The following is a 22,387-nucleotide window of genomic DNA, read 5'->3' as shown; positions in this document are numbered from 1 at the left end:
TCCAGAGAATCTGTTTATGCGAGTTCCACGCAGAGAGTGACCAGCCAGGCACTGAGGGGAGAACTGCCATGAGCGTTGTCATCTCCGGGGGCGGACCGGCCGGCATGATGCTGGGCCTGATGCTGGCCCGGGCCGGCGTCGAGGTGACCGTGCTGGAGAAGCACGGTGACTTCCTGCGCGACTTCCGCGGCGACACCGTCCACGCGTCCACCGTGCGGCTGATGGACGAGCTCGGGCTCGGCCGCGAGTTCGCGGAGCTGCCGCAGAGCCGGCTCGGCAACATGGTGGTGCCGGTGCCCGGAGTGGGCGACGTCGCGCTGAGCGCCTTCGAGAAGCTGCCCGCGCCGTACAACTACATCGCGATGATCCCGCAGTGGGACCTGCTCGACTTCCTCCTCCGGCAGGCGAGGAAGGAGCCCTCGTTCACCGTCCGGATGAACACCGAGGCCACCGGCCTGATCCGGGACGGCGGCCGGGTCGCCGGGGTGCGCTACCGCACCCGGGACGGCGAGGAGGGCGAGATCCGCGCCGCGCTCACCGTCGCCGCCGACGGCCGGCACTCGGTGCTCCGCCGGGAGGCCGGGCTGGTGCCCGAGGAGTTCCCCGTCCCGTTCGACACCTGGTGGTTCCGGCTGCCCCGGCACGCCGACGAGCAGGGTGTCCCGCCGAACCTCGCGCCCGCGTTCGGGCGCGGCGAGCTGGCGATCAGCCTCACCCGCGAGGACTACTTCCAGATCGCCTACTTCACCGCCAAGGGCTCCGACGCCCGCCTGCGGGCCGAAGGGATCGAGCGTTTCCGCGCCCGGATCGCCCGGCTGATGCCGCGGTACGCGGACCGGGTCGACCAGCTGGCGGGCATGGACGACGTCCACCTGCTCGACGTCCGGCTCAACCGGCTGCACCGCTGGTACGCCGACGGCCTCCTGCTGATCGGCGACGCCGCCCACGCGATGTCCCCCGCCGGCGGGGTGGGCATCAACCTCGCCATCCAGGACGCGGTGGCCACCGCCGCGCTGCTCGCCGAACCGCTGCGGCGCGGGCGCGTCACCGAAGCCGACCTCGCGCGGGTGCAGCGGCGCCGGTGGCTGCCGATGGCGGTGATCCAGCGCATGCAGCGGCTCCTGCACGAGGTGATGTTCGCCCCGGTCCTGGCCGGCCGCCGGGTCGGCCCGCCCACCCGGCTCGTCCTGCTCGCCCGCTTCGTGCCGGGCTTCCGGCAGATCCCGTCCCGCCTGATCGCCCTCGGCCCGCGCCCGGAGCACGCGCCGGCCTTCGCCCGCCGGGCGTCGGCCTGACCGGTCGGCCGACGGCGGCGGCGCCGAGGGGCTCGAAGTCGCACGGGAGGCGCGCGGCGGACGCCGTGCGCCACCACGCGTCCATACGCGAGAGGCGCGGGACCGGCCGCGGCCGTGCCGGGGGCGCCGGTCCGGAGGGCGCACGACGGTAGACGATCGCGCATGAACCGGAGATCCGCGCGCATGGGGGGTCTCATCTTCGCCGCATACCGTCGAGACATGACACAGAAGCGAATTGACGGCTCGTCGGACATACTCGTGGTCGGCGCCACCGGAACCGTCGGCCGGCACGTCACCCTGCAGCTGCTCGCCTCCGGAGTGCGCGTCCGGGCGCTGACCCGCCACCCGGACCTGGCCCGGCAGCCCAGGTACGTCCAGGGCGACCTGCTCGACCCGGACAGCCTGGAAGCCGCCGCCACCGGCGCCGACGCCGCCTTCCTGATCTGGCCCTACCCGACGGCCGACGGCGCCGCGGCCGCCGTCGCGGCGATGGCACGGCACGTCCGCAAGGTGGTCTTCCTCTCCTCCGCCGCCGTCCGGGACGTGCCCGGCCGGGGCTCCGAGTCGCCGGGCCGGCCGGACGCCGCGATCGAGGCCCTGATCGCCGGCAGCGGAGTCCGGTACACCTTCCTGCGCCCGCACGGCTTCACCGCCAACACCCTGCGCTGGGCCGAGGAGATCCGCACCGACGCCGCCGTCCGCGGCTTCGGCGGCGGGGCCGGGCTCAACCTGGTCGACGAACGGGACATCGCCGCCGTCGCCGTGCGGGCCCTCACCGAGGACGGCCACGAGGGCGCCAGGTACGTGCTCACCGGCCCGGAGTCCCCCAGCCAGGAGGAGCAGGTCCGGATCATCGGCGAGGCGGTCGGCCTCCCGGCCCGCTGGGAGGAGCTCCCCCGCGACGCCGCCCGCCTGCGGATGCTCACCGCCGGCTGGCCCCCGGCCATCGTCGACAGCGCCCTCGACTTCGTCCACGCCCGCATCGGCGACCCCGAGCCGGTCACCAGCACGGTCGAGGACATCACCGGCCGCCCGCCGCGCAGCCTGCGCAACTGGGCCGCCGACCACGCGGCCCTGTTCCGCTGAGCGCGCCCGGGGGCCGCCGGTCAGACCCCGAGCCCCCGGATGACCAGGTCCACCAGGGCGAAGAAGAACAGCGAGATGCCGACGAAGCCGTTGGTCTGGAAGAACGCGCGGTTGAGCTTGGACAGGTCGTTCGGCCGCACGATGGTGTGCTCGTAGACGAACGCGCCGGCCACGACGACCAGGCCGATCCAGAACGCGACGCCGGCGCCGGTGAGGACGCCGAACCAGGCCAGCAGGGCCGTGGTGACGAGGTGGCAGGCGCGGGCGCCCCGGATGGCCGCCGGGATGCCGAAGCGGGCCGGCACCGAGCGCACGCCGCCGTGCCGGTCGGACTGCACGTCCTGGCAGGCGTAGATGAGGTCGAACCCGCCGATCCAGATCCCGACCGCCGCGCCGAGCACGACGGCCTCCCAGGACCAGGTGCCGGTCACCGCGAGCCAGGCGCCCACCGGACCCATCGCCTGCGCCAGTCCGAGGATCGCCTGCGGGAAGTCGGTGAACCGCTTGCCGTACGGGTAGACGACCATCGGCACGACGGCCACCGGCGCGAGCGCGAGGCACAGCGGGTTCAGCATGGCCGCGGCGCCCAGGAACACCACCAGGGCGACCGCCGAGCCGGTGTACGCCGTCTTCAGGGAGACGGCGCCGGTGACGAGTTCGCGCCCGGCGGTGCGCGGGTTCCGGGCGTCGATCTCGCGGTCGATGATCCGGTTGGCGGCCATCGCGAAGGTCCGCAGGCCGACCATGCAGACCGTGACGACGAACAGCTGGCCCCAGTGCACCCGCTTGTCGGCGAGGAACATGGCCGTCAGCGCGGCGATGTAGGCGAAGGGCAGGGCGAAGACCGAGTGCTCGATCATCACGAGCCGCAGGAAGGCCGACACACCCCCGCGGGTGCGGGGAGATTCGCCCTGTCCTCCGTTGCCGAGCGTACCGACTCCCGTGCTCACAGCCCGTACTCCTTCCAGCGACGCGACACGAGAGCGGCCGTGGCCGGGTCCGAGGAGACCATCTCGGGCCAGCCGCCGTCGCGGGTGTAGCCCTCCTCGGGGAGCTTGCGGGTCGCGTCGATGCCCGCCTTGCCGCCCCAGAACTGCTGGTAGGAGGCGTGGTCGAGGTGGTCGACCGGGCCCTCGACGACCGTCAGGTCGCGGCTGTAGTCGACGTTCCCGAAGGCCCGCCAGGCGACCTCCTGGTAGTCGTGCACGTCGCAGTCCGCGTCCACCACGATGATCAGCTTGGTCAGCGACATCATGTGCGCGCCCCAGATCGCGTGCATCGTCTTCTGGGCGTGCTTCGGGTACTTCTTGTCGATCGAGACGATCACGCAGTTGTGGAAGCCGCCGGCCTCGGGCAGGTCGTAGTCGACGATGTCCGGGATGATGATCTTCAGCAGCGGCAGGAAGAACCGCTCGGTGAACTTGCCCAGCGGGCCGTCCTCGGTCGGCGGGCGGCCGACCACGATGGACTGCAGGACCGGGCGGCGGCGCATCGTCACGCAGTCGATCTTCAGCGCCGGGAACGGCTCCTGCGGCGTGTAGAAGCCGGTGTGGTCGCCGAACGGCCCCTCGGGGAGCATCTCGCCGGGCTCCAGCCAGCCCTCCAGCACGACCTCGGCGTCGGCCGGCACCTGGAGCGGGACGGTCTTGCAGTCGACCATCCGCACGCGCTCACCGGCGACGAACCCGGCGAACAGGTACTCGTCGATGTCCCCCGGCAGCGGCGCGGTGGCCGCGTACGTGACGGCCGGCGGGCAGCCGAAGGCGATCGCGACCGGCAGGCGCTCGCCGCGCTTGGCGGCCACCGCGTAGTGGTTGCGGCTGTCCTTGTGGATCTGCCAGTGCATGCCGATCGTCCGGCGGTCGTGCCGCTGGAGCCGGTAGAGGCCGAGGTTGCGGATGCCGGTGTCCGGGTCCTTGGTGTGGGTGAGGCCCAGGTTGAAGAAGGAGCCGCCGTCCATCGGCCAGGTGAAGAGCGCGGGCAGCTCGTCCAGGTCGACGTCGTCGCCGGTGAGCACGACCTCCTGCACCGGGGCGTCCTTCACGTGCCGCGGCGGGACGTGCGCCATCGAGGCGAGCTTGCCGAAGGCGTCCCGGAAGCCGGTGAAGCCCTGCGGCAGCTCGGGCTTGAGCAGGCCGGCGATCTTCTCGGAGATGTCGTCCGGTCCCTTGAGGCCGAGCGCCTTGGCCAGGCGCCGCTCGGTGCCGAAGACGTTCATCGCGAGCGGCATCGACGAGCCCTTGACGTTCTCGAACAACAGCGCCGGGCCCTTGGCCTTCTGCACCCGGTCGACGATCTCGCCGATCTCCAGGTGCGGGTCCACCTCCGCCTTGATGCGCTTGAGGTCACCCTCGCGGTCGAGGGCCCGGAGAAACGAGCGGAGATCGTCGTATGCCATGCCAGTCAGTATCCGCCACCCGATAGCCTGGCTTCGTCAAGGGCCCCCGGGGAGGGCCCCAGGACGCAGCCCGCCACACTCGCCGTCGCCGGGGGAGATCGCCGCCGTGCTCAGGATCCTGACCTTCGTCGTTCCGCTCGCCCTGTGGGTGTGGGCCTTCATCGACTGCCTGACCACGCCCGAGGACGAGGTGAAGCACCTGCCCAAGGTGGTGTGGGTGATCATCGTGCTGCTGTTCCCGCTGGTCGGCTCGATCGCCTGGCTCGTGGCGGGCAAGCAGCGCGGCGGCGCGCGGGTCGCCGGCGGCGGGCCGGCCTCCGGCCGTCCGGAGCACGCGGGCCCGCGCGGCGGCCGTCCGCTCGCACCGGACGACGACCCGGAGTTCCTCGCCTCCTTGAAGAAGGACGACAAGGGGCACGAGGACATGCTCAAGCAGTGGGAGGCGGACCTGCGCCGCCGCGAGCGGGAGCTGCGCGGCAAGGACGAGCCGGAGGACGGTTCCAAGGGCTGACCCGGCCCGTTCGGGGGATCGCTCGGACAGCCCACCCGGCAGGCGTCGGGTGGGCTGTGGCGTTTTTGGCGCTTCCCTACGACTCCGGCCCCACTACCACGACTTCCCCCGGTCGTCCCACCAGACTTTAGCGACGCTTGAGCGGGGCCCCAGTCGGCTCGCCTACGCTCCTGGGTGACGGCCCTGACCTGCGCTTTCCTTCATGCTCAGATCATCGGACCATCATCTGTCCGACAACCCCCGGTATTCGAACGGACACCGAGCGCATCGGGTGAGGCCCGGTCGCTTCTGTGCAGGCCTGACAGCCAAACGCTCCCGACCTTGTACGGAATCGACGCCGAAACCAGCGCACGGCCCCTCGTACAGTCATAAGTGAAGAAAGTGATTCGCAGCCGGGGGCACAGCAGACGTTGGCTGTCGGACAGTTCCCTCACCCTTGGAGTGGTTCGAGATGACGGTTGTGCATGAGGCGCCGGTCGGCGGCGAGATCCCGGAGATCCCGGCCGACGCCCGAGGTCGGGTCGCCGAGCTGCACGAACTGCGCGAGAAGGTCCGGCGCGGCCCGAGCGAGAAGGCCACCGAGGCCCAGCACGCGAAGGGCAAGCTGACCGCCCGCGAGCGCATCGACCTGCTCCTGGACGAGGGCTCCTTCCACGAGGTCGAGCCGCTGCGCCGGCACCGCGCCACCGGCTTCGGCCTGGAGGCCAAGAAGCCGCACACCGACGGCGTCGTCGTCGGCTGGGGCACCGTCCACGGCCGGACCGTCTTCACCTACGCGCACGACTTCCGGATCTTCGGCGGCGCCCTGGGCGAGGCCCACGCGCAGAAGATCCACAAGATCATGGACATGGCCATCGCGGCCGGCGCGCCCCTGGTCTCCCTGAACGACGGCGCCGGCGCCCGCATCCAGGAGGGCGTCACCGCGCTCGCCGGCTACGGCGGCATCTTCCAGCGCAACACCAAGGCCTCGGGCGTCATCCCGCAGATCTCCGTCATGCTCGGCCCGTGCGCCGGCGGCGCCGCGTACTCCCCCGCGCTGACCGACTTCGTCTTCATGGTCCGCGAGACCTCGCAGATGTTCATCACCGGCCCGGACGTCGTCCAGGCCGTGACCGGCGAGAAGATCAGCCAGAACGGCCTCGGCGGCGCCGACGTCCACGCGGGCGTGTCCGGCGTGGCGCACTTCATCTACGACGACGAGCAGTCGTGCATCGAGGAGGTCCGCTACCTCCTGTCGCTGCTGCCGCAGAACAACCGCGAGATGCCGCCGTCCGTCCTCAGCGAGGACCCGGTCGCGCGCCGCAACGACAGCCTGCTCGACCTGGTGCCGGCGGACGGCAACCGCCCGTACGACATGCGCAAGGTCATCGAGGAGATCGTCGACCACGGCGAGTACCTGGAGGTCCACGAGCGCTGGGCGACCAACGTCCTGTGCGTCCTGGCCCGGGTCGACGGCCACGTGGTCGGCATCATCGCCAACCAGCCGCAGTCGCTGGCCGGCGTCCTCGACATCAACGCCAGCGAGAAGGCCGCGCGCTTCGTCCAGATGTGCGACGCGTTCAACATCCCGCTGGTCACCCTGCTGGACGTCCCGGGCTTCCTGCCCGGCGTCGACCAGGAGCACGGCGGCATCATCCGCCACGGCGCCAAGCTGCTGTACGCGTACTGCAACGCCACCGTCCCGCGGATCTCGCTGATCCTGCGCAAGGCGTACGGCGGCGCTTACATCGTCATGGACTCCCAGTCCATCGGCGCCGACCTCACCTACGCCTGGCCGACCAACGAGATCGCCGTCATGGGCGCCGAGGGCGCCGCCAACGTGATCTTCCGCCGCGACATCAACGGCGCCGAGGACCCGGACGCCATGCGCGCCCAGAAGATCAAGGAATACAAGAACGAGCTGATGCACCCGTACTACGCGGCCGAGCGCGGCCTCGTGGACGACGTCATCGACCCCGCCGAGACCCGTGAGGTGCTCGCCTCGGCGCTCGCCATGCTCCGCACCAAGCACGCCGACCTGCCCAGCCGCAAGCACGGCAACCCGCCGATGTAGCGGTCGCGGGCCACCGCGTCGCAGCAGCACCCGGAAGACCGCGCGCCCCACGGCGCACGTCACCGAGCGAGACCACACACCACAGCCCGGGGGAGAAACCACACACCATGACCGCTTCCGCCGAACCCCTCGTCCGCATCGTCCGCGGCTCCCTCTCCGACGAGGAGCTGGCCGCCCTCACGGCCGTCCTGATGGCGCGCGCCGCCGCCACGCAGCAGGCCGCCGCCGTCGCGCCGGTCGAGCCGATCGCCAACTGGCAGCGCCTGGAGCGCCGCCCGGCCTACTACTCGCCGGTCAGCTGGCAGCAGGCCGCCTGACGGCCCGCCCCTCCTGACGATTCGCCGCCGACGGCCGGCCGCCCCACCGGGTGGCCGGCCGTCGCGGTTCCGCCGTTCGTACCCGCCCGGCCGGGCCGGCCCGGAGGAAGCCCCGGACCGGGCCGCGAGCGGCTCGGTAGGATACCTACTGGACGGTATGCGGCCCGCCCGCCCGTCGGCCCCCATAGGATCGGCCGCTGCCGAGGTACCAGAACTATCCAGGGAGGCTGCGATGGCCAGGCAGGCCCGCGCACTGGCGACCCGCCAGGCGGTACTCCTCGCGGCGGCCGAGGTGTTCGACGAGCGCGGCTACGCCGCCGCCACGATGTCGGACATCCTGGAGCGGGCCGGCGTCACCAAGGGCGCGCTGTACTTCCACTTCCGCTCCAAGGAGGAGCTGGCACTGGCCGTCATCCTGGAGGGCCAGAGCGCGTGGCTGGCCACCTGGGAGCCGTCCTCCGACAGCCCGATGCAGACCCTGATCGACCTGTCGTACGCGTTCGCCCGAGCCCTCCAGGACGACGTCCTGGTGCGCGGCAGCATCCGTCTGACGATCGAGCACGGCAGTTTCACCCAGCCCCAGGTCGCGGCCTACCAGGGCTGGTCGGACGCGACGCGGGAGCTGCTGGAGCGCGCGCAGGAGGCCGGGGAGCTGCACCCGGGGATCGACCTGCGCGGCGCGGCCCTGGTGCTGCAGGGGGCCGTCACCGGCATCCAGCTGAGCTCCCAGGTGCTGACCGACCGGCAGGACCTCATCGAGCGGATCGCCGACCTCTGGACCCTGTTGCTGCCCGGTCTCGTCCAGCCGCACGCGCTGACCAGGCTGAGCGTCGTCGAGCGCGTCCCGGCGGCTTCCTGACACGTCCTGAGGCTTCCTGAGGCCCACCGGGCCCCGAGGCCGGCCGGCGTCAGAGCCGGTAGGCGGCGCAGCGGCCGGTGTCCACCAGGGCGGGCAGCGCGGCCGCCCAGGTCCCGCGGACGGCCTCCGGGCCGAGCCGGGCGGCGTCCTCGGCGGCGAGCAGGACCAGGCCGGCCGCGAGCGTCGTGAGCAGTTCGGCGGCGGCCCAGCGGTCGATGCCGGGGCGCAGTTCGCCGGCCTCGGCGGCGCGGCCGAGCAGGCGGTGGACGACGGCGGTGAAGCTGCGCCAGGCCGCGCCGGAGCCGGACGGGTCGGCGGCGTCCCGGCGGGGGCCGTGGCCGGCCCGGCCGAGCTGGACGCCGGCCCGGACCACCACGTCCTCGCGCAGCAGCCGGGCGAGTTCGTGCGAGAGGTCGACGAGGTCCTGGACGGCGGGCCCGCCGGCGCGCAGGGCCCGCAGCGCGGCCGAGCCGATCTCCCGGCCCGCCGCGGCGCGCACGCCGTCGGCGAGGGCCTGCTTGGAGACGAAGTGGAAGTACAGGGCGCCCTTGCTGACGCCGGCCCGGCGGCTGATGTCGACCAGGCTCGCCGACTCGAAGCCCACGTCCGCGAACGTGCTCGCCGCGGCGAGCAGCACGGCCTGCCTGGTCCGCCCCGCGCGTTCCTGCTTGACCACTGAGGCCCCTCCGGACTCGACCGGCCGCGGCCCCGCCGCCCGGCTGGTGTCAGGGCGCCGACGAGGTGGGGTACGACGCCTCGCATGCGGACGGACGCCACCTAAACCGCATGGTTGGTATCTAATCTACCGCCTCGGCCAACCCCGCCGTCCAGCGGGGAGGCACCCCCGCCCAAGGTCCTGGGTGCCGGACGCCAGGCATTCCCGCAGCCCAGAGGCCCGGTAGCGTGGTCCCGTCGGGCCGCCCGACGGGGGCGACCCCGAACGCGACTCACAAACCGGGTGGTCTGTATGTTTTGCTTGCCAAGCGTCCGCACCGGCCGCTCGACCGACACCCTGGAGTGGGGCCCGTCATGCCACTGATCGTAGAGCCGGATGCCCGCGACCCCTACGCCCACCCCGTCACCGGCTACGACTTCCACGAACGGACCGTCTCCCGCCACCTCGTCCACCGCACCTCGGTGTCCGAGGTGCTCCTCACCGGCTGGCAGGCGGCCGGCCCGTACGAGTTCCGGATCGGCGCCCAGTGGCCCCGGATGCACGGTTTCTACCGGCTGCCCGGCGACCGCCACCACGACCCGGTGCTGATGGCCGAGACCGTCCGGCAGGCCGGTCTGCTGATCGGGCACGTGGGCTTCGGCGTGCCCAAGGGCCACCACTTCGCGATGGACGACCTCGACTACTCGCTCGGCCCGGCCGGACTGGCCGGCCTCGCCGTCACCACCGAACCCGCCTCGCTGATGCTCGACGCCGTCTGCGAGGACGTCCGGATGCGCGGCGGCCGGCTCGCCTCCCTGCGGATGCACGCCGAGATCACCAGGGGCGGCCGGACGGTCGGACGCGGTTCGGGGCAGCTGCGGGTCATCTCCCCCGCCTCCTACGCGCGGCTGCGCGGCCCGGCGCGGCGCGGCGTCACGCCCGTCCGCCCCGGCCCGCCCACGACTCCCGAGCTGGTCGGCCGCGCGCACCCCTCCGACGTCGTGCTCAGCCCGACCCTGCTGCCCGACAGCTGGGTGCTGCGGACGGACGCCGCGCACCCGGTGCTGTTCGACCACACGCTCGACCACGTGCCCGGGATGCTGGTGCTGGAGGCCGCCCGGCAGGCCGCCCAGCGGCTGCGGCACCCCGAACCGGTCGCCCCGGTCGAACTGGTCTCCTCGTTCGACCGCTACATCGAGCTGGACCGGCCCTGCCTCGTGCGCGCCGTCCGCGAGGGGGCCCCGGACGGCCGCCGGGTGCCCGTCCGGGTGCTGCTGATCCAGGACGGCCGGACGGCGGCCGACTGCCGGCTGCTCACCGAGCCGCTGGACGGCCCGTGCGTCCCCTCGGCCCGGCGGGACGGCTTCGACGGCCGCCCCACCGCGCCGGACCTCGGCGGCACCGGGCTGCCGCTGGCCTGCTGAGCCCGCCGCCCTACGCCGCCTACGCCGCCCTACGCCGCCCTACGCCGCGACGAGCGCGGACGGGCGGCCGGCGTGCATCACGCTCAGGTTGGCGGCCAGCCGGACCGGGTCCTGGGCCAGCCAGAGCCGCAGTGCGGCGCCCAGCATGGCACTGGCCGACCCGACCCGGATGCCCGTCACCTGGGCCAGCCTCGCCGCGCCCGGCACCAGCAGGTCGGCCAGCGCGGTCGGCAGCCAGACCGTCAGCGCGCACGGCGCGGGCGCCGTGAGGGCGCCCAGCAGCCGGTAGGCGTCGGACGGCGAGCTGATCGTGGGGATGATGTCCAGCAGCCCGTCGGCCACCACTTCGGACACGTCGCTGCGGTGCCCCTGGGCGAGCCGGCGGAGCAGCGTGCGCTCTGCGGCGGTGATTCGGACGGTCAGCATGACCTCGTCGCACTCCATTGCGCGATTTCCTCCTCGGTTCCTCCCCGTACCGGCGCGGGGCGGCCGGCACGAACTACCCCTGTCGCACCTCGGCCCGGCTTCCAACCGTGGAGCGCCGGGCCGGTGGGTGTGTTCCGCTCCGGTCAGATACCCGCGTACGAGTGCTTGCCGGTGACGAAGATGTTCACGCCGTAGTAGTTGAAGAGCCAGCAGGCGAAGGCCGCCAGCGCCAGGTAGGCCGCCTTGCGGCCCTTCCAGCCGGCCGTCGCGCGGGCGTGCAGGTAGCAGGCGTAGGCCACCCACGTGATGAACGACCAGGTCTCCTTCGGGTCCCACTCCCAGTACTTGCCCCAGGCCGCCTCGGCCCAGATCGCGCCCGCGATGATGGTGAAGGTCCACAGCGGGAAGACCAGGGCGTTGATCCGGTACGACAGCTTGTCGAGCGTCGACGCGGCGGGCAGGCGGTTGCAGACCGAGACCCGGACGCGGGCCAGGCCGGTGCGCAGGTCGCTCTGCTGCTGGCCGGCCGTGCGGGCGGCGCCCGGCTTCAGGTACTCGTACAGCCCGGCCTCGACCCGGCGGTGGTAGGAGTCCTGGAACAGGTACAGCAGCGTGGCGATGAAGGCCGCGTAGAAGGCGCCGCCGCAGAAGATCGCGGTGGAGACGTGGATCGCCAGCCAGTACGAGTGCAGCGCGGGGACGAGCTGCTCGGAGTCGGTGTAGAGCACGGTGGTGGCGATGCCGAGCGTGAGCAGCACCGCGACGGTGACCGGCAGGCCGAGCCAGCGGACGTTCTTCCTCGCCGCCAGCAGCACCAGGTACGCGGCCGTCATGGCCAGCGCGAACGCGCAGGAGAACTCGTACATGTTGCCCCACGGCCAGCGGGACACCGACAGGCCGCGGGTGACCACGCCGCCCACGTGCAGCAGTGCCGCCAGGACGGTCAGCGAGACCGCGATGCGGCCGGCCAGGTCGGCCTTCTCGCTGCTGCCGGCCGCGCCGGGGCCGTCCACCTCGTCGTCGCCGCGGCCGCTGGTGACCACCGTGGCACCCTCGCCCGCCAGGGCGGTGCGGGTGAGCGTGGTGGTGCCGCCGCCCGCGCCGGCCACGGTGACGGTGACCTTCTTCGCGGCCCTGGCCGGCTGGTTCCCCGCCGCGGCGACGGTCTCGGCCAGGCTGCCCGACTGCTCCTTCGAGCGGACGGCGACGGCGCCCTTGCTGCCGAACGTCCACTCGAACATGTGGGCGAACATGGCGATCGTGTAGACCGCCATCGCCGAATAGATCAGCTTGTTGGAGAGGTCGGCCAGCTGTGGGTCGACCCCCGAGGCGAGATGCACCGTCTACTCCTTGGAGTTCTGGTCGGCAGGGGCTGTGGGGTCCGCGGGTGCTTCCGGTGCCCGGTCGGGTTCGTCGTCCTCGTCCTCCTCGGACGCCGGGGCGTCGTCCTGGAGGTCCACCGCGAGTTCGGCCAGCTCCTCGGCGATCTTCGCCGACTCGCTGCGGGCCAGCCCGGCCAGCTCGACCAGGGTGCCGCCCTCCGGCAGGGCGACCGCCCGCACCCAGATCCGGCGGCGCTGCACGAACAGCGAGCCGATCAGGCCGAGGATCGCCAGCACCGCGCCGGTCAGGGCGATCGCGTTGCCCGGACGGTGCGAGACGTTGAAGCTGGCCCACTGCTTGTAGCCCTCGAACGTGACGCTGCCGTAGCCGTCCGGGAGGGTCCAGCCCTGGCCGGGCTTCAGCAGGGCCTTGGCCGGCTGCTCGTCCAGCTGCAGCTGGGTCATGTTCCTGGTGTTCAGCTGGTACACGTTCTGCGGCAGGCCCGAGTCGGTGCCGAGGTCGCCCTCGTAGGCGTTCAGCACCAGCTCCGGGGCGGCGTCGCCCGGGAAGAGCGAGATCGGGCCGGTGCCCGCGAAGCTCAGCGGGGCGGTCGGCAGGAAGAAGCCGGAGAAGCCCATCTGGGTCTTCGTGCCCTTCGGCCCGATGCCGTAGTCGGACACCTTCACGACGCCGGTCGACGTCATGTTGGCGTCCTGCGGCAGGAACGGCGTCGCGCCGGTGTAGACGACCTCGCCCTTGCCGTTGCGCACGGTGATGACCGGGGCGTAGCCGTGGCCGATCAGGAAGACCTTCGAACCGCCGATCTCCAGCGGGTGGTTGACCTCGATCGTGCCCTGCTTGAGCTTCGCGGCGTCGTCACCCGCGTAGTACTCGACGTTCGCGGTGAACTGCCGCGCGGCGCCGATCTGGTCGCCCTGGTCCTGGAACTTGGCCGTGAAGCCCTTCAGCTTGAGGAAGAAGGGGTCCAGGTCGTCACTGGTGTAGAAGGCCGAGCCGGTGAAGTCGTCGAGCTGGGTGATGGTGTTGGAGTAACCGTCGCCCTCCACCATCAGCTTGCCGCCGGTGCCGGCCGCCAGGCTCGCCCAGGCGAAGCCGCCGAGCAGCGCGAACAGCGACAGGTGGAACAGCAGGTTGCCGACCTCGCGCAGGTAGCCCTTCTCGGCGGCCACCGCGCCGTCGGCGAGGTGCGCCCGGAACCGGCGCCGGCGCAGCAGCCGGTGCGCGGCGGCGTTGACGACCTCGGCGTCGGCCCCGGTGCGCCAGGCCGCGTAGACCGGCATCCGGGTCAGGTTGCGCGGCGCCGCCGGCGGCTGGGCCCGCAGCACGCCGACGAACTGCCAGGTGCGCGGGACGATGCAGCCGGCCAGCGAGAGGAACAGCAGGATGTAGATCGCCGAGAACCAGACCGAGCTGTAGACGTCGAACAGTTGGAGCTTCTCGTAGATCGGCGCGACCGTGGTGTGCTGCGCCTTCCACGTCTCGACCTTGAACTGGTTCTGGCCGTTCTGCGGGATCAGCGAGCCCGGGATGGCGGCCAGCGACAGCAGGAAGAGCAGGATCAGCGCGACCCGCATCGAGGTCAGCTGGCGCCACATCCAGCGCAGCCAGCCGAGCACCCCCATGCCGGTGGGGCCGTCGGACTCGACCGGGGCGGTGCTGAGCCGCTCGGCCGCCGCGTCGGCCGGCGCCGGGGGCGGCTGCTCGGTGTCGGTCGTGGTGTTGCTCACGGTCAGATTCCGATCCGGAAGTCGGCGGTCCAGGACTGCAGCTGGTACATCATCGCGTCCCAGACACCGGTGACGAGCAGCAGACCGACCGCGACGAGCATGCCGCCGCCGATCCTCATGACGAGCGGGTAGTGCCGCTTGACCCACCCGAAGGCGCCGAGCGCTCGGCGGAAGGCGACGGCGGCCAGGATGAACGGTACGCCGAGACCCAGGCAGTAGAAGGTGGTCAGCAGCGCGCCACGCTGGGCGTCGGCCTGGTTGAGCGCCAGGTTCTGCACCGCGGTCAGGGTCGGGCCCATGCAGGGCGTCCAGCCGACGCCGAACACCACGCCCAGCACCGGGGCGCCCAGCAGGCCGACCGCCGGGCGGCGGTGCGAGCGCACCTCGCGCATGCTCAGCCCGGGGACCAGGCCCATGAAGGCCAGGCCCATCACGACGGTGAGCCCGCCCAGCACGATGTCGATCGTCCGCTTGTAGCCCTGCAGCTCCTGGCCGAAGTAGCCGAACAGGGCGCCGGTGGAGACGAAGACGGCGGTGAAGCCGAGGATGAACAGCAGCACGCCGAGCAGCATCCGGCCGCGCCGGGTGCCGCGCGCGTCGGCCAGGTCGGCGGCGGAGAAGCCGGTCACGTACGACAGGTAGCCCGGCACCAGCGGGAGCACGCACGGCGAGAAGAACGACACGAGCCCGGCCGCGAGCGCGACCGGCGCCGCGACCAGCAGCGCCCCGCTCTGCACGGTCGCGGTGGTGTCGGCGAGCCGCAGGACGGTGCCGGCGGCCTCCGCGCTCACTGCTTCGGCTCCGCGACCACCGGCTGGAGCACCGACTCGAGGGCGTCGTCGACCGTGCCGCCGACGGCGCGGGCGGCGAGCTTGCCGTCCCGGTCGATGATCAGCGTGGTCGGGATCGACTGCGGGTTGAGGCTGCCCTTGGGGAACTTGAGCAGCTGGGTGCCGGCCGGGTCGAAGATGCTCGGGTAGGTGACGCCCTTCTCCTGCTCGAAGCGGAGGGCGTTGGCCTTCTCGGTGTCGCGCGTGTTGACGCCGAGGAACTGGACCCCTTGGTCCTTGTACTTCTGCCAGACCCGCTCCAGGTCGTCCGCCTCGCCCCGGCACGGCCCGCACCAGGAGCCCCAGACGTTCAGCACGACGACCTTGCCGCGGTAGTCCGAGAGCTTGACCTGGTTGCCCTCCAGGGTCTCCCCGGCGATGTCCGGCGCGTCCTCGCGGTGGCCGGCCTCCGCCTTGGAGACGTTGGTGCCCTTGACCGTCACGAACCCGAGCTGCCCGTCACCACTGCTCGACGAACCCGACGAGGAGCATCCGGTGAGGACGAGCGCAGCGGCGGCGGCGGTAGCGGCGGCGGCTGCGGCGACACGGGGGCGGGGGCGCGCCATGGCAGACATGTGAAAAGTTTCGCATGGAGTTCCAGGCAGGTTCGGGGGGGTCCTGCCTTGCGCGTGGCACCCCCTCTGACCTGCGGCGAGGCCCGGCCGTCCGGTGATCTTCGGACGGCCGGGCCCCATACTTACACCCCGCTTACGGGCCGTTCGGGCGAGTCTCGAACGGGCCCTCGGGCGCGTCGTCCGCGGGCCTCGGAGCCTCAGGCGCCGAAGCTCTTGCCCACCGGCTTGTCGCCCTTGCGGCCCTTGCCCACCAGGTGCGCGGGCAGCAGGTCGCGGGCCGGCTCGCGGTAGCCGACCGAGACGATCTTGTCGCCCTCGAAGGTGAAGCTGGTCAGCGAGGCCAGCGAGCACTGCCGGTTGCGCGGGTCGTGCCACAGCCGGCGGCGCTCGACGAAGGAGCGGACGATCCAGATCGGCAGCTGGTGGCTGACGCAGACCGCCTCGTGCCCGCGGGCGGCGTCCCGGGCGGCGCCGAGCGCGCCCATCATCCGCACGACCTGGTCGAGGTAGGGCTCGCCCCAGGAGGGCTTGAACGGGTTGGTGAGGTACTTCCAGTAGCCCGGGTTGCGCAGCGAGCCGTCACCGACGCCGAAGGTCTTGCCCTCGAAGATGTTCTCCGCCTCGATCAGCCGCGCGTCCGCCGCGACCTCCAGGCCGTGCGCCTTGGCGATCGGCTCGGCGGTCTCCTGCGCCCGCTCCAGCGGGGACGCCACCACGTGGGTGATGTCCCGTCCGGCCAGGTCCTCGGCGACCCGGTCGGCCATCCGCCAGCCCAGCTCGGACAGGTGGTAGTCCGGCAGGCGGCCGTACAGGACGCCCTCCGGGTTGTGCACCTCACCGTGCCGCATCAGGTGGACGACGGTGATCTCTTCGGCACTCACTTCTCAAGACTCCTGGGGCTCGGGGTGGACTAGGCCGTGGCCGTGGCGGCCGCGCGGGCGGCGGCCGGCAGGGCGGCGGCGATCCGCTCGATCGCCCGCTCGTCGTGGGACGCCGAGACGAACCAGGACTCGAAGGCGGACGGCGGCAGGTAGACGCCCTCGGCGAGCATCGCGTGGAAGAAGGCGGTGAAACGGTACGCCTCCTGGGTCCTGGCCTCGTCGTAGTTGGTGACCGCGGCCTCGGTGAAGAACACCGAGAACATGTTCCCGGCGGTCTGCAGCCGGTGCGCCACGCCCTCCTTGGCGAGCGCCTCGGTGACCAGGCCGGAGACCTCGGCGGCGACCCGGTCCACCGTCGCGTAGACCTCGTCGGTGCAGCCGCGCAGCTGGGCGAGGCCGGCGGCGGTGGCGACCGGGTTACCGGAGAGGGTGCCGGCCTGGTAGACCGGGCCGGCCGGGGCCAGGTGCGCCATCACGTCGGCGCGGCCGCCGAAGGCCGCGGCCGGGAAGCCGCCGCCCATGACCTTGCCGAAGGTGAGCAGGTCCGGCGCCCAGCCCTCGTGCGCGGCCTCCAGGCCGTACCAGCCGGCCTTGGAGACGCGGAAGCCGGTCATCACCTCGTCGGAGATGAACAGCGCGCCGTTGTCCCGGCAGAGGCGGGCCAGGCCGGCGTTGAAGCCGGGCAGCGGCGGGACGACGCCCATGTTGCCGGGCGAGGCCTCGGTGATCACGCAGGCGATCTCGCCCGGGTGCGCGGCGAAGGCCTGTTCGACCGCGGCGAGGTCGTTGTAGGGCAGCACGATGGTGTCGCCGGCCTGGGCGCCGGTGACGCCCGGGGTGTCGGGCAGACCGAAGGTGGCGACGCCGGAACCGGCGGCGGCCAGCAGCGCGTCCACGTGACCGTGGTAGCAGCCCGCGAACTTCACGACCTTCGCCCGGCCGGTGAAGCCTCGGGCCAGCCGGATCGCGGACATGGTGGCCTCGGTGCCCGAGGAGACCAGCCGGACCTGCTCGACCGGGGCGATCCGCGCGACGATCTCCTCGGCGAGCTCGACCTCGCCCTGGCCGGGCGTGCCGAAGGACGTGCCGCGGACGACCGCCGCCTGCACGGCGTCGATCACCGCGGGGTGCGCGTGGCCGAGGATCATCGGACCCCACGAGCACACCAGGTCGACGTACTCGCGGCCGTCGGCGTCGGTGAGGTAGGGGCCGGTTCCGGACACCATGAAGCGCGGCGTGCCGCCGACCGCGCGGAAGGCGCGCACCGGGGAGTTGACGCCGCCGGGCGTGACGACCGACGCGCGGTCGAACAGCGACTGGGACTGGGGGGCTTCGTAGGGGTAGCTCACGGGAGACATGGTCTCAAATCGTGTCCTTGACCTCTGCATGTCGGACCCGATCATCTGGAACGATGATCCGGGCACCGTTGTCTGTACGGTTGTCCGTAGAGACGGGGGCGCTGACTGCCCCGCGGCGCGGACCAGTCAGACTGTGCACTCAGAGTGCGCAGGCGCTCCGGTTGTGTGCAGGGGTGTGGAGAGGACTGCCGCCTTCCGCGAGTGGGTAGGGCCCGCGAGTGGGTACGGCGGCGCATGACGGGTAAGGAGCACGTCCGGAGGGACGCCGGGCGTGCGGGGGTCTGTCGATTCCGGCGAATTCCGGTGAGGATGGTCCGAGTGTCCGAGGCGCAGGACGGCTACGACGAGGCCGCGGGGGGCTCCCGCAGGCCTGCCGAGGCCGCACGCGGGGGTACGGGAGCGGGGACGGGACGCGGTCGCCGCGGCGGCGAGAGGCGGGGTGAGGGACGCGTGGGGGTGACGTACAAGTACTTCGGCGCACCCGACCGCGCGACGGCCGCCAGAGTCCCCACCGCGCTCGGCCCGGGCGGACTCGGCCTGGACGCGGGTGAGCTGGGCTCGCTGGGGCGCCTCGGCGACCTGATGGAGACCAGCGGGTCCCCCAACGGGCACCTCTCCACCAAGATCAAGCCGGAGACCATGAGCGCCATGGTCCTCACCGGCATCCAGGGCGTCCCGCTGCACCAGGTCCCGCCGCTGGAACTCGTCGTGCTGCACCCCGACTACGCCGTCGTCCAGCTCCCGCAGAACGTCGTCGAACCGCTGCGCAAGGCCGACGAGACCGAGCTCGGCGCGGCGGCCTTCATCTGGTCCACCGTGCCCGACCGCCGGGGCCCGCGCGACGCCTTCGTGATCTACAGCATGCTGCACGAGTGGCAGGACTTCGCCAACCGCCTGCACGAGGCCGGCCACCAGCTGTACTGCCTGGTCTGGCCGTAACGCGGCCGGACGGACCGGCAGATCCGACGAAACCGAACGCCCCGACGGCCGAACCGGCCTCGGGGCGAAGGTGTCTGACGTGTCGTCACCGGTCGGCCCCGGCGGGGCGGAGCACCACTGCGGCGAGCAGCGTGGCGAGCACCAGCAGGCCGGCGGCCACCGCGAAGGCGACGCGGAAGCCCCCCACGGGTGAATCCGAGGAGCGGTCGGCGAGGGTGGTGAGGACGGCGACGCCGAGTGCGCCGCCGACCTGCTGGGTGGTGTTGAAGAGCCCGGAGGCGGTGCCAGCGTCGGCCGGCCCGGCACCGGACATGCCCAGCGCGGTGAGGGCCGGGATCGCGAGGCCGAATCCGGCCGCGAGCAGCATCGTCGGGAGCAGGTCGAGGACGTAGTCCGCATCGGCGGGCAGCCGGATGAGCAGCGCGAGGGCGGCGACCAGCAGGACGAGACCGGCCAGCAGCACCGGGCGTTCGCCGAAGCGGGCGTTGAGGCGGGCGGAGAGCGCCAGCGAGACCGTGCCGATGGCGAGTGCGGCGGGGAGCATCGCGAGGCCGGTGGCGGCGGCGCCGTAGCCGCGGACGTTCTGCAGGTAGAGCGCGATCAGGATCTGGAAGCCGAACAGCCCGGAGACCATGAGCAGTTGGACGGCGTTGGCGCCGGAGACGTTCCGTGAACGGAACGTCCGCAGCGGCAGCAGGGGGTGGGCGGCGCGGGCCTGGCGGAGCAGGAAGCCGGCCAGCAGGGCGAGCGAGAGCGCGCCGAGGCCGAGGGTGCGGGCCGAGGCCCAGCCGTGCTCGCCGGTGCCGACGATGGCGTAGATGCCGAGCATCAGGGCGGCGGTGATCAGCGCGGCGCCGAGCCCGTCGGCGCCGGCCCGCAGGCCGGGGCCGCTGTCGGCCGCCAGCACGCGGACGGCGAGCAGGGCGGCGGCGAGGCCGAGCGGCAGGTTGATCAGGAAGATCCAGTGCCAGCCGAGCGCCTGGGTGAGCACCCCGCCGAGCACCTGGCCGACGGAGGCGCCGGCCGCGCCGACGAAGCTGAACGCGCCGATGGCCCGGCCGCGTTCGCGGGGCTCGGGGAAGAGCGTGACGATCATGCCGAGGCTGACGGCCGAGGCCGTCGCACCGCCGACCCCCTGGAGGAAGCGGGCGGCGATCAGCACGCCCTGGCCGGGGGCGAGGGCGCAGAGCAGCGACGCGGCGGTGAAGACGCCGAGCCCGGCGACGAAGACGCGCTTGCGGCCGACGAGGTCGCCGAGGCGGCCGGCGAGCAGGAGCAGGCCGCCGAAGGCGATCAGGTAGGCGTTGACCGTCCAGGTCAGGCCGGCGGGCGAGAAGTGCAGGTCGTCCCGGATGGCGGGCAGCGCCACGGTGACGATCGAGCCGTCCAGGACGATCATCAGCATCCCCGCGCAGAGCACGGCGAGGGCGAGTGCGCGGGAACGGACGGGGGCGGCGGGCGCCGGGGCGGGCGCGGTCGGGGCGTGCGTGGGCATGGCAGGTCTCCCGGTTCGTCGAGTACCGGGTAAGACGCTAGCAGATTGTTTTGTTCGGGACTATCTATCTCGGGAGCAGCTCGCGGCGATCCGCTCAGCTCCGGGCGCGGCGGGCCCGGCGGACCGTCCGCTCGCTCTCCACGGGCTCCGCCAGGTGGCCGTCCACCAGGCGCGTCAGCGCCGACACGAAGACCCCGCGCTCGGGCTCCGGCAGGGCGTCCAGCAGCTCGCGGTGCACCCGGTCGGCGATCTCGGTGCCCCGCTCGACGGCGCGCTCGCCCGCCTCGGTGACCGAGATGATCCGGGCCCGGCGGTCGATGGCGGACGGGCGGCGCTCGGCCAGGCCCGCCTTCTCCAGCTCGTCGACGGTGACCACCATCGTCGTCTTGTCCAGGTCGGCCAGCTCGGCGAGCTGGATCTGGGTGCGCTCCGCCTCCTGCGCGTGGAACAGCACGCAGTACGCGCGGGGGGTGATCCCGAGCTCGGTGAAGGCCGACGCCATCCGGGTCGCCAGCACGTGGCTCGCGTGGTCCAGCAGGCCGGAGATGTCGCGGATCTGCCGCACGGGCGGGGTCGTCGTCATGCGTCCGAGGTTAGCAACGTGCCGTCCGTCGGCAGATGATCCCGTAGCCAACCAACCGGCGTGCCGTCGCACACGAACCGCCCCGGCGCGGGACGGCCTACGGGATGCCCATCTCGAACAGCGCGTACCCGGCGTACCAGCCCGCCGCGATCGCGGGCATCGCGAACAGCCCGATCAGCGAGGGCGTCCGCACCCGGCGCAGCGCGACCGCGAGGCCGATGCAGAGCGGGAAGGCCGGCAGCAGGTAGCGCGAGATGTTGTCGAAGATCTGGTTGCTGCTCAGCGCGGTGAAGATGGTCAGCAGCGTGTAGATCACCAGGACCAGCGGCGGGCGCAGCCGCAGCAGCAGCACCAGCAGGCCGGGCAGGGCGATCAGCAGCGCGATCGCGATCAGGTCGGGGGCCGGGTTGGACTGCCAGAAGTTCCAGTGCCCGGTGACCACGTCCAGGGCCGTGCGGGAGGTGGAGGCGCCCCAGTCGAAGTAGCGGTTCCAGGCGCCGCGCTGGAGCTTGAAGTAGCCGCCCCAGTCCCCCATCCGGTAGCCGACCCAGGCGACGTACCAGAGCAGGCCCCACGGCGTGATCAGCATCGCGAAGAGCGGGCGGCGGACGCCGTCGGTGCGCCGGACGAGCGCCACCAGGGCGGCGACCGAGACGGCGGCGATCAGGGCGGCGGCGGTCGGGCGGTTGAGGCCGGCGGCCAGGGTCAGCAGCCCGGCGGCGACCCAGCGGTGGGTCATCACGCAGTAGCAGGCCCAGGCGGACAGCGCGACGAACAGCGAGTCCGAGTAGACCGCCCACTCGACGCCGGAGCCCGGGAACAGGCCCCAGAGCACCGCGGCGATCACGCCCGCCCGCCAGCCGCCGAGCCGCTCGGCCACCGCGAAGATGCCGGCCGCCGCGACGAACGAGGCGAGCACCGACACGACGATTCCGGAGCCGTACGGGCCGAGCCCGGTGACCGCGCCGACCAGCCGCATCAGCCACGGGTAGAGCGGGAAGAAGGCCGCCGAGTTCTCGTAGTAGCTGGCCAGCGGGAAGCCGTGCAGTGGGATCAGCTGCGGGTCGTAGCCGTTCTCGGCGATCCGCTGGTACCAGATGCCGTCCCAGGTGCCGAGCACGTCCCACGGCTGGGCGCCGCCGCCGCGGCCCGGGTCCTTCTTGAGGTAGTCCCCGGTGTGGGCCAGCAGCATCATGAAGACGGTCAGGCCGGTGGCCTTGACCACGGCGTACGCGCCGAGCGCGGGCGCGAAGCGGTCCATCAGGGCGCCGAAGCGGCCCGGGGCGGTGCGCTCCGGCTCCGGCCGTTCGTCCGTCGTCACCGGAGGCGTCGGGGCGCCGGGTTCGGCGCTGGACGACTCGGTGCTCGATGCCGTGCTCATCTGCTGTGGCTCTCCCCGCCCGGCTCGTGGTCGGCGCGCCGGCGAACGCGGCGACGTCGAGTGAGCCTACGACACCGGCCCCGCCCGGCCCGGGGCGGCGGGGCGCAACCGGGCGGGCACACCCGGGCGGCGGGTCCGCCGCCGCCCGGGCCGGCGGACGGGGGGGGGGGGGCCGGGGGCGGGGGGGTGGGGGGGGGGGTGGGCGCGGGTGGTGTAAGATGACGGGGGTGGTGTGGGGGCCGAGGAGGTC

21 protein-coding genes are annotated in these 22,387 nt (G+C 72.6%); 8 read left to right on the top strand and 13 right to left on the bottom strand.

Going from position 1 to position 22,387, the window contains the following annotated elements; all coding sequences use genetic code 11:
- Positions 1 to 68 precede the first annotated feature (68 nt).
- Entirely contained in the window at positions 69 to 1,295 is a 1,227-nt protein-coding gene (locus ACFXDE_RS27390; protein WP_380497353.1) for an FAD-dependent oxidoreductase, read from the top strand.
- 219 nt (positions 1,296 to 1,514) lie between these two features.
- Positions 1,515 to 2,381 (top strand): NAD(P)H-binding protein, encoded by an 867-nt coding sequence (locus ACFXDE_RS27385; protein ID WP_380497351.1) that lies wholly within the window; start codon positions 1,515 to 1,517, stop codon positions 2,379 to 2,381.
- Between the two features lie 20 nt (positions 2,382 to 2,401).
- On the opposite strand, the gene mqnP is transcribed toward ACFXDE_RS27385, so the two are convergent.
- Positions 2,402 to 3,331 (bottom strand): menaquinone biosynthesis prenyltransferase MqnP, encoded by a 930-nt coding sequence (gene mqnP, locus ACFXDE_RS27380; protein WP_380444742.1) that lies wholly within the window; start codon positions 3,329 to 3,331, stop codon positions 2,402 to 2,404.
- On the bottom strand, positions 3,328 to 4,779 hold the full coding sequence (locus ACFXDE_RS27375; RefSeq protein ID WP_380444741.1) for a menaquinone biosynthesis decarboxylase: 1,452 nt from the start codon (positions 4,777 to 4,779) through the stop codon (positions 3,328 to 3,330). Before ACFXDE_RS27375 ends, mqnP begins: the two co-directional genes overlap by 4 nt.
- A gap of 106 nt (positions 4,780 to 4,885) precedes the next feature.
- On the opposite strand from ACFXDE_RS27375, the gene ACFXDE_RS27370 reads away from it, so the two are divergent.
- The 4 genes from ACFXDE_RS27370 (at position 4,886) to ACFXDE_RS27355 (ending at position 8,519) form a co-directional block, all read left to right on the top strand.
- On the top strand, positions 4,886 to 5,290 hold the full coding sequence (locus ACFXDE_RS27370) for a PLD nuclease N-terminal domain-containing protein (protein WP_380444739.1): 405 nt from the start codon (positions 4,886 to 4,888) through the stop codon (positions 5,288 to 5,290).
- A 451-nt stretch (positions 5,291 to 5,741) separates the two neighbouring features.
- A complete protein-coding gene (locus tag ACFXDE_RS27365; RefSeq protein WP_380444738.1) occupies positions 5,742 to 7,343 on the top strand; it encodes an acyl-CoA carboxylase subunit beta in 1,602 nt (533 codons plus the stop codon).
- Between the two features lie 107 nt (positions 7,344 to 7,450).
- The gene (locus ACFXDE_RS27360; RefSeq protein ID WP_380497350.1) at positions 7,451 to 7,660 is read left to right on the top strand and encodes an acyl-CoA carboxylase subunit epsilon; all 210 of its coding nucleotides are present in this window, start codon (positions 7,451 to 7,453) and stop codon (positions 7,658 to 7,660) included.
- 232 nt (positions 7,661 to 7,892) lie between these two features.
- Positions 7,893 to 8,519, top strand: coding sequence for a ScbR family autoregulator-binding transcription factor (locus ACFXDE_RS27355; protein WP_380444736.1), 627 nt, complete (start codon positions 7,893 to 7,895; stop codon positions 8,517 to 8,519).
- A 49-nt stretch (positions 8,520 to 8,568) separates the two neighbouring features.
- Here ACFXDE_RS27355 and ACFXDE_RS27350 read toward each other — a convergent pair whose 3' ends face one another.
- Complete coding sequence (locus tag ACFXDE_RS27350) at positions 8,569 to 9,195, bottom strand: ScbR family autoregulator-binding transcription factor (RefSeq protein ID WP_380444735.1); 627 nt, start codon at positions 9,193 to 9,195, stop codon at positions 8,569 to 8,571.
- 353 nt (positions 9,196 to 9,548) lie between these two features.
- Between ACFXDE_RS27350 and ACFXDE_RS27345 the strand changes: the two genes are divergently transcribed.
- A complete protein-coding gene (locus tag ACFXDE_RS27345; protein ID WP_380444734.1) occupies positions 9,549 to 10,598 on the top strand; it encodes a ScbA/BarX family gamma-butyrolactone biosynthesis protein in 1,050 nt (349 codons plus the stop codon).
- A gap of 39 nt (positions 10,599 to 10,637) precedes the next feature.
- Here the strand turns inward: ACFXDE_RS27345 and ACFXDE_RS27340 are convergent, their stop codons facing one another.
- The 7 genes from ACFXDE_RS27340 to hemL form a co-directional block, all read right to left on the bottom strand.
- Positions 10,638 to 11,042, bottom strand: coding sequence for a hypothetical protein (locus tag ACFXDE_RS27340; RefSeq protein ID WP_380497348.1), 405 nt, complete (start codon positions 11,040 to 11,042; stop codon positions 10,638 to 10,640).
- Positions 11,043 to 11,167: 125 nt separating this feature from the next.
- The gene (gene ccsB, locus ACFXDE_RS27335) at positions 11,168 to 12,364 is read right to left on the bottom strand and encodes a c-type cytochrome biogenesis protein CcsB (protein WP_380497347.1); all 1,197 of its coding nucleotides are present in this window, start codon (positions 12,362 to 12,364) and stop codon (positions 11,168 to 11,170) included.
- 3 nt (positions 12,365 to 12,367) lie between these two features.
- Positions 12,368 to 14,095 (bottom strand): cytochrome c biogenesis protein ResB, encoded by a 1,728-nt coding sequence (locus ACFXDE_RS27330; RefSeq protein WP_380497346.1) that lies wholly within the window; start codon positions 14,093 to 14,095, stop codon positions 12,368 to 12,370.
- Positions 14,096 to 14,097: 2 nt separating this feature from the next.
- Positions 14,098 to 14,886 carry a cytochrome c biogenesis CcdA family protein gene (locus ACFXDE_RS27325; RefSeq protein WP_380444729.1) on the bottom strand — a complete coding sequence of 263 codons (789 nt, stop codon included), beginning with the start codon at positions 14,884 to 14,886 and terminating at the stop codon, positions 14,098 to 14,100.
- Positions 14,883 to 15,500 carry a TlpA family protein disulfide reductase gene (locus tag ACFXDE_RS27320; RefSeq protein WP_380444728.1) on the bottom strand — a complete coding sequence of 206 codons (618 nt, stop codon included), beginning with the start codon at positions 15,498 to 15,500 and terminating at the stop codon, positions 14,883 to 14,885. The genes ACFXDE_RS27325 and ACFXDE_RS27320 overlap by 4 nt, the downstream gene beginning before the upstream one ends.
- A 197-nt stretch (positions 15,501 to 15,697) precedes the next feature.
- Positions 15,698 to 16,348: a histidine phosphatase family protein gene (locus ACFXDE_RS27315; protein ID WP_380497386.1), complete on the bottom strand. Its 651-nt coding sequence runs from the start codon at positions 16,346 to 16,348 to the stop codon at positions 15,698 to 15,700.
- A 62-nt stretch (positions 16,349 to 16,410) separates the two neighbouring features.
- Positions 16,411 to 17,739 carry a glutamate-1-semialdehyde 2,1-aminomutase gene (gene hemL / locus ACFXDE_RS27310; protein ID WP_380497345.1) on the bottom strand — a complete coding sequence of 443 codons (1,329 nt, stop codon included), beginning with the start codon at positions 17,737 to 17,739 and terminating at the stop codon, positions 16,411 to 16,413.
- A gap of 309 nt (positions 17,740 to 18,048) precedes the next feature.
- Between hemL and ACFXDE_RS27305 the strand changes: the two genes are divergently transcribed.
- Positions 18,049 to 18,678: a hypothetical protein gene (locus ACFXDE_RS27305; RefSeq protein WP_380444724.1), complete on the top strand. Its 630-nt coding sequence runs from the start codon at positions 18,049 to 18,051 to the stop codon at positions 18,676 to 18,678.
- Positions 18,679 to 18,763: 85 nt separating this feature from the next.
- Here the strand turns inward: ACFXDE_RS27305 and ACFXDE_RS27300 are convergent, their stop codons facing one another.
- From ACFXDE_RS27300 to ACFXDE_RS27290, 3 genes are all read right to left on the bottom strand, one after another.
- Positions 18,764 to 20,173, bottom strand: a complete 1,410-nt coding sequence (locus tag ACFXDE_RS27300; RefSeq protein ID WP_380497343.1) for an MFS transporter — start codon at positions 20,171 to 20,173, stop codon at positions 18,764 to 18,766.
- Positions 20,174 to 20,267: 94 nt separating this feature from the next.
- The gene (locus ACFXDE_RS27295) at positions 20,268 to 20,756 is read right to left on the bottom strand and encodes a MarR family winged helix-turn-helix transcriptional regulator (RefSeq protein ID WP_380497342.1); all 489 of its coding nucleotides are present in this window, start codon (positions 20,754 to 20,756) and stop codon (positions 20,268 to 20,270) included.
- Between the two features lie 97 nt (positions 20,757 to 20,853).
- A complete protein-coding gene (locus tag ACFXDE_RS27290) occupies positions 20,854 to 22,137 on the bottom strand; it encodes a hypothetical protein (protein WP_380497341.1) in 1,284 nt (427 codons plus the stop codon).
- Positions 22,138 to 22,387 lie beyond the last annotated feature (250 nt).

Source organism: Kitasatospora sp. NPDC059408, from assembly GCF_042751525.1.
In the GTDB taxonomy this organism is placed as follows: domain Bacteria; phylum Actinomycetota; class Actinomycetes; order Streptomycetales; family Streptomycetaceae; genus Kitasatospora.
Note: the sequence above shows the minus strand (reverse complement) of the source record. Positions and strands in the feature narration are given on the sequence as shown.